Source organism: Synechococcus sp. M16CYN, assembly GCF_040371545.1.
Lineage (GTDB): Bacteria > Cyanobacteriota > Cyanobacteriia > PCC-6307 > Cyanobiaceae > Parasynechococcus.
In genome coordinates, this window is sequence record NZ_AP029048.1 from 1,342,370 (window position 1) to 1,356,282 (window position 13,913).

General features: G+C 49.2%; 16 protein-coding genes. 6 read left to right on the top strand and 10 right to left on the bottom strand.

The window, feature by feature from the left end; translation table 11 throughout:
* Positions 1-6: 6 nt before the first annotated feature.
* The 4 genes from tsf to ABWV55_RS06465 all read right to left on the bottom strand — a co-directional run bounded on the left by tsf (position 7) and on the right by ABWV55_RS06465 (position 2,566).
* Entirely contained in the window at positions 7-675 is a 669-nt protein-coding gene (tsf, locus tag ABWV55_RS06450; RefSeq protein ID WP_353291310.1) for a translation elongation factor Ts, read from the bottom strand.
* Between the two features lie 119 nt (positions 676-794).
* Positions 795-1,490 carry a 30S ribosomal protein S2 gene (gene rpsB, locus ABWV55_RS06455; protein ID WP_353291311.1) on the bottom strand — a complete coding sequence of 232 codons (696 nt, stop codon included), beginning with the start codon at positions 1,488-1,490 and terminating at the stop codon, positions 795-797.
* Positions 1,468-1,680, bottom strand: a complete 213-nt coding sequence (locus ABWV55_RS06460) for a hypothetical protein (protein ID WP_353291312.1) — start codon at positions 1,678-1,680, stop codon at positions 1,468-1,470. Before ABWV55_RS06460 ends, rpsB begins: the two co-directional genes overlap by 23 nt.
* Positions 1,634-2,566, bottom strand: a complete 933-nt coding sequence (locus ABWV55_RS06465) for a glycosyltransferase (RefSeq protein ID WP_353291313.1) — start codon at positions 2,564-2,566, stop codon at positions 1,634-1,636. The genes ABWV55_RS06460 and ABWV55_RS06465 overlap by 47 nt, the downstream gene beginning before the upstream one ends.
* Before the next feature lie 15 nt (positions 2,567-2,581).
* Here ABWV55_RS06465 and ABWV55_RS06470 point away from each other — a divergent pair, with 15 nt between their 5' ends.
* Entirely contained in the window at positions 2,582-2,755 is a 174-nt protein-coding gene (locus ABWV55_RS06470) for a hypothetical protein (RefSeq protein WP_353292806.1), read from the top strand.
* A gap of 81 nt (positions 2,756-2,836) precedes the next feature.
* Here the strand turns inward: ABWV55_RS06470 and ABWV55_RS06475 are convergent, their stop codons facing one another.
* The 4 genes from ABWV55_RS06475 to ABWV55_RS06490 are packed head-to-tail and all read right to left on the bottom strand — an operon-like array spanning position 2,837 to position 6,384.
* Positions 2,837-3,529: an ATP-binding cassette domain-containing protein gene (locus ABWV55_RS06475; protein ID WP_353292643.1), complete on the bottom strand. Its 693-nt coding sequence runs from the start codon at positions 3,527-3,529 to the stop codon at positions 2,837-2,839.
* 28 nt (positions 3,530-3,557) lie between these two features.
* Positions 3,558-4,727 carry an ABC transporter permease DevC gene (gene devC, locus ABWV55_RS06480; protein WP_353291314.1) on the bottom strand — a complete coding sequence of 390 codons (1,170 nt, stop codon included), beginning with the start codon at positions 4,725-4,727 and terminating at the stop codon, positions 3,558-3,560.
* Positions 4,724-5,644, bottom strand: a complete 921-nt coding sequence (locus tag ABWV55_RS06485) for an HlyD family efflux transporter periplasmic adaptor subunit (protein WP_353291315.1) — start codon at positions 5,642-5,644, stop codon at positions 4,724-4,726. The genes devC and ABWV55_RS06485 overlap by 4 nt, the downstream gene beginning before the upstream one ends.
* Complete coding sequence (locus ABWV55_RS06490) at positions 5,644-6,384, bottom strand: phycocyanobilin:ferredoxin oxidoreductase (protein ID WP_353292644.1); 741 nt, start codon at positions 6,382-6,384, stop codon at positions 5,644-5,646. The genes ABWV55_RS06485 and ABWV55_RS06490 overlap by 1 nt, the downstream gene beginning before the upstream one ends.
* A 19-nt stretch (positions 6,385-6,403) precedes the next feature.
* On the opposite strand from ABWV55_RS06490, the gene ABWV55_RS06495 reads away from it, so the two are divergent.
* Positions 6,404-7,681 (top strand): pitrilysin family protein, encoded by a 1,278-nt coding sequence (locus ABWV55_RS06495; RefSeq protein WP_353292645.1) that lies wholly within the window; start codon positions 6,404-6,406, stop codon positions 7,679-7,681.
* Complete coding sequence (locus tag ABWV55_RS06500) at positions 7,591-8,949, top strand: pitrilysin family protein (protein WP_353291316.1); 1,359 nt, start codon at positions 7,591-7,593, stop codon at positions 8,947-8,949. Before ABWV55_RS06495 ends, ABWV55_RS06500 begins: the two co-directional genes overlap by 91 nt.
* Here the strand turns inward: ABWV55_RS06500 and ABWV55_RS06505 are convergent.
* Positions 8,931-9,155: a DUF3148 domain-containing protein gene (locus ABWV55_RS06505; RefSeq protein ID WP_353291317.1), complete on the bottom strand. Its 225-nt coding sequence runs from the start codon at positions 9,153-9,155 to the stop codon at positions 8,931-8,933. The genes ABWV55_RS06500 and ABWV55_RS06505 overlap by 19 nt on opposite strands.
* Positions 9,156-9,214: 59 nt before the next feature.
* On the opposite strand from ABWV55_RS06505, the gene ABWV55_RS06510 reads away from it, so the two are divergent.
* Positions 9,215-9,784 (top strand): biotin transporter BioY, encoded by a 570-nt coding sequence (locus ABWV55_RS06510; protein ID WP_353291318.1) that lies wholly within the window; start codon positions 9,215-9,217, stop codon positions 9,782-9,784.
* Between the two features lie 5 nt (positions 9,785-9,789).
* Positions 9,790-10,263, top strand: a complete 474-nt coding sequence (lspA, locus tag ABWV55_RS06515; protein WP_353291319.1) for a signal peptidase II — start codon at positions 9,790-9,792, stop codon at positions 10,261-10,263.
* Positions 10,264-12,184: 1,921 nt separating this feature from the next.
* Here the strand turns inward: lspA and ABWV55_RS06520 are convergent.
* Positions 12,185-12,322: a hypothetical protein gene (locus ABWV55_RS06520; protein WP_353291320.1), complete on the bottom strand. Its 138-nt coding sequence runs from the start codon at positions 12,320-12,322 to the stop codon at positions 12,185-12,187.
* Between ABWV55_RS06520 and ABWV55_RS06525 the strand changes: the two genes are divergently transcribed.
* A complete protein-coding gene (locus ABWV55_RS06525; RefSeq protein WP_353291321.1) occupies positions 12,311-13,906 on the top strand; it encodes a DUF697 domain-containing protein in 1,596 nt (531 codons plus the stop codon). The genes ABWV55_RS06520 and ABWV55_RS06525 overlap by 12 nt on opposite strands.
* Positions 13,907-13,913 lie beyond the last annotated feature (7 nt).

A 13,913-nucleotide genomic window follows, 5' to 3' on the forward strand; every position in this document is an offset into this window, starting at 1 on the left:
CCTGGCTCACAGAGATCGGCCAGCGTTCTGTACTGATGCTACTTCGGCAGCAAAATCGTTTTCTTCGACTTCAATGCCGTCACCGAGAGTGTATCGGGTAAAGCGACGCACTTTCACATTCTCACCAATCTTTCCCGCAGTCTGCTTAACCAGATTGCCAACAGTGATTGAGCCATCTTTGATAAACGGCTGCTCCATCAGAGCTAGTTCTTTCAAGCGCTTTCCGATACGCCCCTCAACAATTCTTTCTTTCATTTTATCGGGCTTTCCTTCAAGGTCGTCCCGGCCCATTTCAATAGCTTTCTCACGCTCTCGGATCTCAGGTGGGATTTCATCAGTAGTGACATATTCCACATTAGGGCAGGCCGCCACCTGCATCGAAACGTCACGCAGGAGTTCTTGGAACACACCACTACGGGCAACAAAATCGGTCTCGCAATTGATCTCGATCAATACCCCCACCCGAGCACCGGTGTGTATATAGCTACCGATTGACCCTTCAGCAGCTGTACGAAAAGATTTTTTCTCAGCGCTAGCTATTCCTTTCTGGCGAAGCCATTCCACAGCCTTTTTTATATCACCATCTGTGGCTGCAAGAGCTTTCTTGCAATCCATCATTCCCGCGCCTGTCTTGTCGCGCAATCCTTTGACGAGCTTAGCGGTTACGTCAGCCATGAGGTATGGAGGGAATGAAAAAAATGATGTGGTGGGGCACTACCAACTTGTTCAGGAGACCAGGAAAGCGAATTTGATGGGCAAGAAAGCAACCTTAGCCCTCTTATATAGTTGTCGCTTTACTGTTCGTTAGAGCCATGACGGCCTTCATTGATCGCATCAGCTAGACGTCCAAGAACGAGTTGTACAGACCTAACGGCGTCGTCGTTACAAGGAATCGGAACTTCGCAAAGATCCGGATCACAGTTTGTGTCCAGTATGGATACCAGAGGTATATCCAGTTTACGAGCTTCAAGAACAGCGTTCGATTCGCGACGTTGATCCACGAGCACAACGACGTCAGGAAGGCGACGCATGGTCTTGAGACCACCGAGGTATTTTTGGAGTCGCTCGAGCTCACGGCGCAGAACAGCACCCTCCTTTTTAGGACGCATCGCAATGGCACCGCTGGATTCCATTCGCTCAAGATCTTTTAGACGGTCGATGCGAGCTTTCATCGTGGCCCAGTTAGTAAGCATGCCACCTAGCCAGCGCTGGTTGACGTAGGCAGCACCGCAGCGAGCTGCTTCAAAGGCCACAACCTCGGAAGCTTGCTTTTTCGTGCCAACGAAGAGAAAACGCTTACCACCACGCGCAGCGGAACGTGTCCACTTGTATGCATTGTTCATGCATACAGCGGTTTTCACCAAGTCAATGATGTGGGCACCGTTGCGCGCACAGTAGATATAACGCGACATCTTTGGATTCCAACGACGGGTTTGGTGACCAAAGTGGGCACCTGCCTCCATCATTTCAGAGAGAGTGACAACAGCCATGGTTTGAAGTTTCGGGTTTGCCTGCACCTGCCAGGGACTGAACGTGAACGATCACAACGAAATGCTGAAAACCATCTAAGTACACCCGAAACGGGCAAGTGTGCCGTTTAAAGGGCATATCGAAGGTACCAAATTGCTCGCCATCAACGTAGTCCTTCAGCCCTTGCCAATCGAAAAATAGTATGCACACCAACTCTATTGAGCGGGAGACGCAACACATCCATCGCAGCAGCGGGATAGCCATTGTGAATCAACCAGCGCAGTAATGGCCTGAGGCTGTGTTGATTGATCAAACCTCCCAGGGTCAGTAGCTCCCAAAGCAACCGGTGCAGCCAAGTAAACTGAATCATGAAGCGTACGCGACGTGTAGGGTGCTTACGGTAAAAAACAAGTCCCATACGAGCTCGCTCATCCTCTGCCTGAATTAGATCAGGGATCTGTTCGAGAGTAAGGGCAGGATGCCAGTGGTAACCAACGGCCTCCGGACACCTGATCAACGCGACCCCCATGCGCCGTAAGCGTTCACCCAATTCCAAGTCCTCCCATCCATAAAGATAGAAGGAGGTATCGAAAAGGCCAGCTCTCTCTAGCACCTGACGATCGATAGCAACGTTTCCCGTAGCAAAGTAAGCCCAGGAGAAGTCCCTGAGCTTGTGTCTTTCTGACGTGGGAGCCTCAAAATTAACGGTATTAATAACGGCCCCACATGTGAAACAGAGTCGGTCACCACGCTTAGCCCAACTACGTCGCAAGGCATGGACATGACAGGTTAAAAACGTGTCCGTAACTACTAAGTCACTGTCTATGAAGATAATTACATCTCCCTTAGCACAATCTACTCCGCGATTACGCCCCTTAGCAGGGCCACTACGCTGCTGCCTAAACAAATGGACATGGGGAAAACGATCGGACTCACCCCACAACCACTGCGAAGTTCCATCAGTGGAACCATCATCAATGACTATGACCTCATATTGATCAGGACCACCCTTATTTTGTTGATATTCTAAGGCCTTTAGACACTTCTCAAGAATTGGCTGGCGGTTGTAGGTCGGGATGACGACACTGACGAACATAGCGACAGCCGATGTATGAAACCTCTTAAACTTAAGCTACCAACACTAAAGGAAGAGTTCAGTCGTTTGCTAAGAGTGGCCGATCAGTCGGCGGCGCCACCGTTATTAGCAGTACCCGTCACACCGTTGCCAGCACCTTCACCGCGACCGTCGTTACGCATCTTACGTTTTTTGAATTTGCGCGCGTAGGCGCGGTTGCGCTCCTGCTTTTCCTTCTTCAAGTTCCTGCGCTTGGCCATCTGTCAACATCGTTATTGAATTCGGTTTATCTTACTGAATAGCAGATATCAAACAGCCATCCTCCATTTGAATAAGGCGATCTGCCACATCAAGAATACGTGGATCGTGGGTCACCATCAGCACAGCACATTTTTGTTCGCGGGCAAGACTCTTTAAAAGATCGACCACCTCTCGACCCATACGACTGTCCAAAGCGGCAGTTGGCTCGTCAGCTAGCAGCAGACGTGGATGAGTAGCAAGAGCGCGGGCGATCGCCACACGCTGCTTCTGTCCGCCAGACAAATCTTGGGGAAGCTGATCCATTTGGTGGTCATCCAAACCAACAGCCCGCAACCAAGTGCGAGCTTCATTCCTCCGGGCTCCGTAGTTGAGGCCTGGAATTAAATCTGCTCCCATTTGAACGTTCTGTTCTGCTGTAAGACAGCTCAACAAATTGTGGCCTTGAAAAATCATTCCAATTCGACGCCGCACTTGTTGTCGGTGCCGTCGTCCAGCTCCACTCAGCTGCTGACCAAGAACTAATACCGACCCTGATTGCACTGTTCGTAAAGCGCCGATTAACGTGAGCAGGGTGGTTTTGCCGCACCCGGACGGTCCCGTCAGCAGCACCACTTCACCCGGATCAATGCGCATGGTGACGTCCTGAAGGACTTGGCGCTGCATCGAACCACGACCAAATGAGTGTCTTAAGCTTTCGATCGAGACCGCAGAAACATTGTGAATATTCACCTCTCTTCTAACTACATTTGTATCAAAAAATTTCTGCGGGATCTGCATCTACCAAACGTCGCATTGCTAAAAGTGACGAGAGCATACACATCAAAAGAATCATGACTAAAACGGTAATCGCTCGACCAGGATTCATACCAATGGGGAGTTTTGTTGCGTCGCGCACAAACCAATAAAGACCCTGTCCGGCAAGATAGGAAGGTATGTAACCCAGAAAAGCGAGGTAGAAGCCCTCTCGTGCCACAACGCCTAGCAAATAGCTGACCCGATATCCCATAGCCATCAACGTGGCATACTCAGGTAAGTGGTCGCTGACATCGGTATACAGCACTTGATAAACAATCACGCATCCCACTACAAACCCCATTGCAGCACCAAGGGTGAAGATGAAGCCGATTGAGGTACTATTTCTCCAGTAATTTTGTTCGAAGTCAATAAATCCTTGTTTGGTCAAAACTGTGACGTCTCGCGGCAATCGTTTCTGCAGACGCTTGGCCACTTGATCAGGGTCGCTATCAGTTTTTAGGCGGATCAACCCCACCTCAATGCCCCCGGGTGGTTTCTGTGGCATCAGGTCCAGAAATGTTTCTGTGCTTGCAAGCAAATTTCCGTCAGCACCAAAACTGGTTCCCAACCTGACCAGCCCCTCTACGCGAACCCTATTACCAGAGATTTCTGTTTCCACCACTCGTCCATCTTTGTACCAATCAGTGATAGGGCCGAATTCCGGACGCGACAATTGATCAAAGAGAATGCGTCCTTTCTGTTTTAAAACCTCGGTCTGTGGAGCTAAGTTGGGATCTAAGAAAAATGGATCATCTGGATTAAACCCTAAGGCAAGAATAGCGCGATTACGACGAGTTTCCGGATTGCGCCATAGCATTAGACCCCAGTGGACGGGAGTCACGCCCTTGACCGAAGGATCAGCCAGGGTCTGAATCAATCGTCGACGGGGGAATTCTGCCATCCGCACAGAACTCGCCGATCGAGGGCTGATCAACACTAAGTCGGCATCAAACAAGCGGTGAATGGTTACGCTGGCATCAAATAAACCGTCTCTAAAGCCAAGTTGCATGAACATCAAAATCCCCGCAAAACTGATGCCAGCCAAAGCAACCACCAACCGGACAGGCTGCTTGTTCAGTAACATCCAGGAAAGAGGAATGCGACGTCCTTGCCAAGACCAAATCATGATTTAGATTGAAAACGGGCTATCACTTTCAATCCAGCCAAGCGCGTTACCTTCTCAGCATCATCAGCATTCAAGGCCACATCTACTTCCACCACACGGGCGTCAACATCCCCAGTAGGGTCAGTTGACATCACGGCGCGCTGCTCGACTCGCGGGCTAATCCGGATTACACGACCCTCCAAATTTCCTTCGAAACCGCCATTCTCACTGATTAGTTGAACTGTCTGTCCAAGACGAATATTCGAGATGTCTGATTCATAGACCTCGATACGAGCTTCCATTTGCTGACTGGCACCCACGTCCATAACTCCACTGGAAGATGGTCGTTCTCCCTCCCTTGCATGAATGTCTAGTACCAACCCGTCAATCGGAGAGGTGAGTTGACTAAGCGCCAGATCTGACATCAATCCTTTTCGTTCGGCTAGAGTCTGCGACCGCTGCCCCTGCATTCGGATCAGCTCCTCTCGCTTGTTATCTACTAGAACGCGCTCTGCAGCTCCCAACTCCGCAGCTTGGCTAAACCGACGGACTTCGGTCTCCTGCAGAATGATTTCTTGGTCAAGGCGTCGCAGCTTGGCGTTTAGTCGTTCAAGGTCTGCCAATAGACCTTGACGATTGTCAAATGTGGCAAGAATCTGGCCGCGTTTGATACTATCTCCCTCCAATACATGGAGAACGGAAATCCGCGGCGTGCCGGCAATTCCAGCTGTAGGTGCCGCAAGGCTGCGAATATCACCAGCAGGTTCCAATTGACCAAGGGCCGCGACGGTCTCTCGCTTAGCCAAGAATCCCTGTCGCTGAACAACAGGGCTAACTGGCGGTTGGATGGGGATGGACTTGGGACGGATAAGCAGCCATCCTCCTACCGTTAAAGTGGCAGCAACAGTTGCAATTAAAGGCAGACGTATAGACGACATCAAAGGGGCGGCGGATTGTCAAACAGCAGAAGCTCGATATAGCGATCAGCCCAATCAGAATCAAAGGCTTTTTCAAGCACCCGACGTGTCTTATCGTTGCGTTTTTGTTGCAGACAATAGTTTAACTGGCCTTTATATCGAGAGATCGTAGAGACAGAAGTTCTTGATTCAGGAACCGCAACGCGCACACAGTCGGAAAGAACCTTGAGGTAATCCCTCACCAAAAGATTGAATAGAGCCTCTTCATCTTCTCCATCGGGGCGGATGAAACACACTTTGTTTGAAAAAATTGTTCCCCAGCCAGGGAGGTCACGAACTTGCCGAAACGATGGCATGGTGACTGACTCGAGGCCATTCACAACATCATCGGGCAATTGGCCTGAAGTGGGTGAAAGATCGACAATGGCCGCTGAAATACCAGCTGGACCTGCGACAATGTCTGCTCCAAAAATCGGTAGATCGTAATGAGGATCGGGGAACCAAACGCAGTGAAGAATTTGTAAACCATTGCCGAGTCGTGCCACCTCGAGATGGAGTTTGCGCAGGCCTCGACACTGGTGCAACTCATTACCAATAAATAAGGTTTCGCCATTGAGTTGCCCATGAATCACCCGGAGATTGTCGGCAACGATTAAAGGCCCAAGATCCGGAAGAGATTGCCACGCAGAACGAATCGACGCTGCAAGCGCGAACACTAAAGGATGCAGTTCTTGAGAGAGATCCTTCGACTGAGGCTGCATCAAGGCCGGCAGGCACAGAATAGAACTTTGCCACGCGGTCCTGAACCCCTTGTTCTCCGGTCCCAAGTTAGACAACTGGATTTTGCCGAATGGCACCCGTTGCGTTACAGCAACAATGCCAGACGCTCCGCTCACCTGTCTTGATTTCTGGTGCCAAGCCGGCAGCACTAGTGAACACTCTGGGGAAGAAGGCATGGCCCATTTTCTAGAACACATGGTGTTCAAAGGGAGTCGCCGTCTTGCCGCTGGAGCCTTCGATGAAGCTATTGAAACCTTGGGTGGAAGCAGTAATGCCGCCACCGGATTCGATGATGTGCACTTTCACGTTCTAGTACCTCCTGAGCGGGCGCCCGAGGCGCTGGACTTGCTCTTAGAGTTGGTGTTACAGCCAACTTTTGATTCGCACGGGTTCTTGACCGAACGAGATGTAGTACTGGAAGAAATTGCCCAATACGTCGACCAACCCACAGAACAAGTTTTACAAAGCGTGTTAAGCCTGGGCTGTGGAAACCATGCTTATGGGAGACCAATTCTAGGTGAGATCAACAGCCTTAAGGCGATGGATCCTTTTGCTATGCGCCAATTTCATCAGCGCCGATACTGTGGTCCTAACTGCGCACTGGCGGTGGCTGGTCCCGCTCCGGAGAGACTCAAATCGGTTATTGCATCATCAGCTCTTGCCGATTTATCAACAGGACCTATCGCAACAACCCCAGTAGAACCAGTCACCGTGCGAGCAGGTCGCCACACAAAACAGGTGGACCGCTTGCGATCGGCTCGTGTACTCATGCTTTGGTCTATCGCTCCAGCCCAGGATCAAGATACAGTGATGGGAGCAGATCTCGCTACAACGCTTCTGGGAGAGGGTCGTCGAAGCCGGCTGGTGAGACGCTTACGCGAAGAACTCCGATTGGTAGAAAACGTGTCGATGGATCTCACGGCGCTAGAGGGAGGCAGTCTAATCACCCTTGAACTGATCTGCCCCGAAAACGCCTTACCTACTGTAGAAACCGAGGTTAGCCTAATTCTAAACCAAGCTTCCAATGAAGCGGTTTCGGAACAGGAATTACGGCGCGGTCTTCAGCTCGTAAGCAATAGCCTGCGCTACTCTTTGGAGTCTGTTAGTCACGTCGCCAGTCTGTGTGCTAGCCATGTGCTTTGGCATAGAAACCAAGATCTGCTCGCTCCCCTAAAACATCTTGGACAATGGAGCAGCTGTCGGCTCTGTTCCGAGCTATTTCCAGCGCTTTTGCCGGAGAAGGCTTGCATTTTGGTTGCTTATCCAGGAACAAACTAGTGATTACAGGACTGGATCTAATACTTGAACCTCTTACTTCGCCAGGTGTAATGGCGGCAAAACTATGGTTACCGTTTGGCAGTGCCCTAGACCCGACAGGTCAACGCGGTGCGCATGAACTTCTGGCATCGTTGCTCAGCCGCGGGTGCGGTCCGTATAACCACTGCGAACTTGCAGATTTAGTGGAGGGATGTGGAGCTGGCCTTCGATGCGATGCACAAGAAGATGGTTTGCTGCTGAGCCTTCACAGCACCGTAGAGGAAGCAGAGAGGTTACTTCCCTTATTGGCCTGGATGGTGCATGATCCACACCTCCAGCCTGACCAAGTCGCGCTCGAAAGAAACCTCACCTTGCAGACGCTTCAACGACAGCGAGAGGATCCCTTTCACACAGCAACTGTTGCCTGGCGTGAGTTGGTGTTCGGCAGCGGAGGGTATGCCCACGACCCACTCGGCGTTGAATGTGATCTTAAAGCGATCAAACGCGAGCACCTTCTGCCTTTAGCTCAACGACTCCCCGTGCAGGGCAATGTTTTAGCCCTTGCGGGTTCCATGCCTGAGCAGATGCAAGAACGTATCCTTGAAATGCAAGGCTTTCGAGACTGGCCGCATAGCCCAGAAAAACGTGAACGCTTAATCCCCCTCTACGGGACCCAACTATCACGTGACACTATTCGAGTAGAATCAATGGATACAGAACAGGTGGTGCTAATGCTTGGCCAAGCGACGGTACCTAGCGGCCACCCTGATGATTTGGTAATGCGTTTACTCCAATGCCATCTCGGAACAGGAATGTCGAGTCTTCTGTTTAGACGTCTTCGAGAGGAATACGGCGTCGCATATGAAGTAGCTGTGCACTATCCGCAGCTAGCTGGGCCTGCCCCATTTGTAATGCTGGCTTCTACAGGGGTGGAACGAGCAAAACTCACCCTGTGTCTTCTTCTTCAAACCTGGGAGGAACTTAGCCAAAATACATTGACCCAGGCTGATTTACAGCTCGCCTGTGCCAAGTTCATCGGCCAAGTGGCCTATAGTCGTCAAACGTGCTCACAGCGAGCTGAACGGAGGGTTCAACTACGCGCTATGGGACTAAACGATGACTACGATCAGCGCTGTGTCCAGGCTGTGCGAACTATCACACCCGAGAAGGTGAAAACCACCTGTCAGCATCGACTTAAACAACCAAGACTCAGCCTGTGCGGACCGACTTCTTCGTTGCGGGAATTAGAACGAGTTTGGTTAGAACAAAATCAACCCGTGTCGTTCTGAAGAACTACCTCGAGTTGGTTAAGAGCTATTAGAAATGTGCCCTGTCGGAATCGAACAGCAACGATGTCGAGAGGATGAATAGCAACTACTTCACCCACTTCTTCAAGGCTGACGAGATCTGAGGGCCGCAACATCGGCATTGGATCGGCGGTCTTTAAATAAGAGGGCTGTTGCTTTAGTCGCAGCCTGTCACCTATGGAAGCCATAGTAATTTATGGGTGGGGTATCCATTCCCGAGCAGGATGGTTCCAGTTGATCATGCGACGTGAGAGCTCTGGCCACATGGAGCGGTGCCCTGGCCGGGTTAATGGCTATTCTATTTGGCAGCCTTGTGCCTGCGGCTATTCTAGTACCGGCGCCGCAGATTTCTGTAATTGATCTCCCCGCAACATGGCAGGTTTCCGCATTGTTGACGTGCGCCATGGTCAGTGGCCCGCGTGCTGGTGTTATCGCGGCGATTGCTTACCTGAGCATGGGAGCAATTAACTTGCCGGTATTCCACGGTGGGGGCGGTCTGCACTATTTGCTCGAACCGGGGTTTGGTTATTTGGCTGGGTTTATCCCAGCAGCCTGGCTGACCGGGCGTCTTGCTAACCAGGACGGAATGAACGACCTAGCAGCACAGTCTCTATCAGCAGTTGCAGGCTTCGTGGTTTTGCAGCTATGCGGCCTCCTTAACCTTGGCCTAGGCGCGCTATTGGGGCGATGGAACCAGTCCATGTCGAGCCTAGTGGTGCAGTATTCACTCGGCCCATTGCCCGCTCAAATCCTTCTCTGTATTACATCCAGTTTACTCGCTGTGATCTTGCGTCGCCTTCTAATCGTTAAATCATAAACAAGATGCTCCACCGGTCTATCATCTTATTGATCGCGGCAGCAATTGTGTTAGTCGATCAAATCAGTAAGGCAGCAATATCTGGGCTTTTGCTTAATGGCAAGGCGATGATTTTGCTGCCCGGATTGCTCTCGCTCCAACTCGTTCGAAACACCGGCGCTGCCTTTAGCCTACTGAGCGGATCTGCAAAGTTCCTAGGACTTCTCAGTCTTGTGGTGAGCCTCGGAGCTCTAGTTTGGGTTTGGCGACGACGCGCGGCTCCGATATGGCAGGCTGCAGCCGTAGCCTGTCTTTTAGGAGGAACACTCGGCAACGGTTTAGATCGGTGGCGTTTTGGCTATGTAGTGGATTTTTTGGCTCTCATCCCAGTAAGTTTCCCAGTTTTCAACGTAGCTGACATTGCCATTAATTTAGCGATGCTTTGCTTCGCAATCCATTTTTGGATCAGTCGTCATGATGCAAGCTACAGACGAAGCTAGATTTTTCTGGCATCAGTCCCAAAGTGGAGGAGTGAATTTTAGTGGTCCATTAGTAAGCTTACGGAAAATTTTTGAGCCAATCTTGCGGTGGTAGCTATCCTGCGGGGTGTGATACAGCGGCCAATATCTCACCTAAGTCATCCTGTTGCTTACGCTGCCTTTGCATCAGTATAGCCATCAAAATTCTAATTAATCAAAATCCAACTAGCCATTAGTGATAGAGGAGCAAATCAAAACACATCTAGGGAATTTGGGAACTGAGGCTTAGCAGCGACAATTGGATTAATTGCTCTAGTACAGGTTTCTTTCGCAAGAAAACTTTCTTTGGTCTGAGCCTTTTTAGTAATTCTATTTGGGACATTGGTTGTCAGCTAATACTGCTTAGTTCTTGCTTTCATAATTGCTGGCTAAACTCGCTGCAAGCTTAATTTTCCCCTACTCTCCATATATGGATGGCAGGCAATATGATTGAGTTCTAATATTTGTTGTAACCGTTGTGGTGTGCCTATTAATGTTGTCGTGTTAGAGTGCTGCGCTAGGTTAAAAAGCCCCAACGCGCTCATTGTTCTTAAAACAAGTGTCTATGGTGGTTCTCGGCATCAGCGGAATAGCGAATCCTGCAAATTCTTGCTACTTAACCTAACCAAAAGATGAGGTATTGGAGTAAAGTGGCATTTTGACTCAGCAGCTTGCTGAAGATGTCTGTCTCATTCGAGTAGGCCAAGGAGAAATCTGAACAAATTAAGAAACACAGATGCTGTTAACTTGTCTTAGTTAAATTTATTTCGAGGTTGGCTATGGTCGTCAAATAAGTAAGCCTGAGGATACCTTCGCACTCTAGCTCAAGGAATTTTATTTAATTAATGCGGCCTTTTTCGTGAAGCTGATAATTCAAGCTTCGGTTATCATAATCACACTATTTCTCTCGTAACTAGTAACCTGAGTGCTAAGTAAAATGTCAGAGCAAAACACAACCGAAACACAAGCGCAGCTCTGCTTCGACAACACTACCTTGATGCAACAAAATTCTACATTGACTAATATTTTGCTGATCTACTTCAACGTTATCTCATATATCCATATGAGTAAGTTCTTTGTAGTTGATTAAAATCTTGTGCACTAAGATATATTGCGCTTACCCCTAAGCGGTCATAATTAGATTCACTATACAGTGTTTGCACAAAATTTGTATAAAGCCCGAGCAAAATAGTGCTGTTGTGATTGGCTGATAGCTACTAATGGTAGTGTGTTAATCAGTAATGAACAAGATCCTTCCAATTCTGCTAATTTAATCTCGTTGCAATATGTATCCCTATCAATTGGGAAGATCTGTTAATGTTTTCTTTATACTTCTTACCTTTGAACAAAGCTTTGATTTTTCAGAAAGCTTTTTGGTAACCGTGTGTGTTGAGTGATAGCAACTCGCTGATTGTACAACTAGATACAGCCTGATAGCAGCTCTTATATTCAACGGCAACGCAGTCACTTTGAGGTTAATATGTTGGTTTTAATAAAAGCAAGTGGTTTATAGGCGCGGGTCTTAAAAATAGCTGAGTCTTAAGTTCCAGTACAAGGGCTTGCACTAGAGCAGAATAAGGGGGGATTAAGTCGAATTCACCGCTCTATGTAGCTAGCCGTCGATAGTGGTGGCTGATTGCTGGTCATGACGATTCGAAGTTTTGGTTGATACCGAGACGTACACAGCCAAAAAACAATCTAAATAACGACAAAATGTAACAATGTTTGTTTTAGCCATGTGTACGGAAACTACTCGAACAGTGTGGAGGAAGCTTGGAATTTTTATTCTTTATGGCACTGATCAAGCCGCTTTAATCTGTTGACCAAGAAAGTGGAAAAACTGAGATCATACCTGAGGATTGTGATATGTATTGGCGTCGGTTGATTATAAACTCTCAAGGTTTTAGCTGCCGGGTCTCCGGTTGGGCAATAACGACAATAACCCAACGACGGAGTTTGGTTTATTCAATGCACGCTTATGAATCAACATCATTCGCATTGCCAGCAGTGGTACTACTGGATCAAAGACATGAGCAGGCACACACCCTTGTTGGTGGGATTAACCCTTGCGCTGCTGGTTCTTGTGTTGGTGGGTCTGGCGTTGCAAGCAATCCGCACACTGCTCTGGGATCTGAGTTATCTCCTTCCACACTGGCTGCTCACTCCTGTTCTACTTTTGGGGTCAGGGTTGATCGCAGTCGTAGTCATTCAAGTAAGCTGGTCTTGGCGTCAGCGCTATCTAAGATCAACGCGCATCCAGCCTAAGAAAGTACAGAAAACCCCTACTAATTGTCGAGATGCTGCTAATCAAAGCCTAATCAACGTTGATCGCTTAATTGAAAGGTTAAAGAGTGAAATGATTCGCAAAAGCCTACAAGCCGAACGAAATCGGGTGAGCGAAGAACTCCAGCGTGGTGATTTAGTAATCGTAGTGTTCGGAATCGGATCAAGCGGCAAAACATCATTAATTCGAGCCCTTCTCCAAAAAATTGTGGGAGAAGTGGGAGCACCTATGGGACTAACAACGGAATGTCATCGTTACAGATTCCACTTAAAAGGTTTGGAGAGAAGTCTTCAGTTGGTAGATACTCCTGGAATCCTCGAAGATGGAGATAACGGACTCAGTCGCGAAGAAGTAGCGCGTTACCGCGCCATTCAAGCCGATCTCATCATGGTGGTGGTCGACAGCGATCTCTGTGCATCAGAATTAAGGATTGTGCGTTCGATTGCTGATTTGGGCAAACGATTGTTGCTGGTTCTCAATAAACGCGATTTATATGGTCTGGAGGAGGAGAAACGACTTTTGCAGATTTTGAGGTCGCGCTGTGCAAGTTTTCTTTCCACGCCCAATGTTTTGGCCTGCAGCGCCGCTCCCCAATCGATTGCACGACTCGGTCATCGACCATTGCAACCGAAGCCCGACATAACAGACCTACTTCAGCGCTTGGCGACTATTTTGCGCGTCGAGGGCGAAGAACTCATCGCAGACAATATTCTTCTTCAGTGCCGCAGCCTCGATTCAAGAGGCCGTGATCTGCTCAATCAACAGCGCATACGTGAAGCGCAACGTTGTGTTGATCGTTACAGCTGGATCGGTGCTGGAGTAGTGGCATCGACCCCCCTGCCCCTACCGGGAGTCGATCTGCTTAGCGCCGCCGCAGTGAATACTCAAATGGTTGTGGAAATGGCAAACATCTATGGCATTGAGATGTCTAAAGAACGAGCCAGGAAACTAGCTATTTCGGTTGGCCGAATCTTGATGACACTTGGCATGGTCAAGGGAGCGATGAGTCTCCTTAGCACAGCTCTCACGCTGAATCTGCCAACATTGTTGGTTGGGCAAGCAGTTCAAGGCATCACTGTCGCATGGCTTACTCGGATTGCGGGTACCAGCTTCATTCGCTTTTTTGAACGGGATCAAGATTGGGGCGATGGCGGGATGCAAGACGCTGTTCAGGAAGCATTTCAACTCAATAGACGTGAAATCTCACTTAAGCGGTTTCTAGAGACGGCAATGCAACAGGTGGTGGAACCACTTCAACGATCAGCCAAGCGACGTCTTCCACCGCACTCAAAGCATCGGAGGGAGGTGGAAGCATCGGACCACGTGCATCAAGAGCCGTGATCATCAG

Bases quoted from the DNA above. Each gene is read 5' to 3' on its own strand.
- tsf (WP_353291310.1), bottom strand. From the start codon at position 675: ATGGCTGACGTAACCGCTAAGCTCGTCAAAGGATTGCGCGACAAGACA.
- rpsB (WP_353291311.1), bottom strand. From the start codon at position 1,490: ATGGCTGTTGTCACTCTCTCTGAAATGATGGAGGCAGGTGCCCACTTT.
- ABWV55_RS06465 (WP_353291313.1), bottom strand. From the start codon at position 2,566: ATGTTCGTCAGTGTCGTCATCCCGACCTACAACCGCCAGCCAATTCTT.
- ABWV55_RS06470 (WP_353292806.1), top strand. From the start codon at position 2,582: ATGAAACCTCTTAAACTTAAGCTACCAACACTAAAGGAAGAGTTCAGT.
- devC (WP_353291314.1), bottom strand. From the start codon at position 4,727: ATGATTTGGTCTTGGCAAGGACGTCGCATTCCTCTTTCCTGGATGTTA.
- ABWV55_RS06485 (WP_353291315.1), bottom strand. From the start codon at position 5,644: ATGTCGTCTATACGTCTGCCTTTAATTGCAACTGTTGCTGCCACTTTA.
- ABWV55_RS06490 (WP_353292644.1), bottom strand. From the start codon at position 6,384: ATGCAGCCTCAGTCGAAGGATCTCTCTCAAGAACTGCATCCTTTAGTG.
- ABWV55_RS06500 (WP_353291316.1), top strand. From the start codon at position 7,591: ATGGAGCAGCTGTCGGCTCTGTTCCGAGCTATTTCCAGCGCTTTTGCC.
- ABWV55_RS06505 (WP_353291317.1), bottom strand. From the start codon at position 9,155: ATGGCTTCCATAGGTGACAGGCTGCGACTAAAGCAACAGCCCTCTTAT.
- lspA (WP_353291319.1), top strand. From the start codon at position 9,790: ATGCTCCACCGGTCTATCATCTTATTGATCGCGGCAGCAATTGTGTTA.
- ABWV55_RS06525 (WP_353291321.1), top strand. From the start codon at position 12,311: ATGAGCAGGCACACACCCTTGTTGGTGGGATTAACCCTTGCGCTGCTG.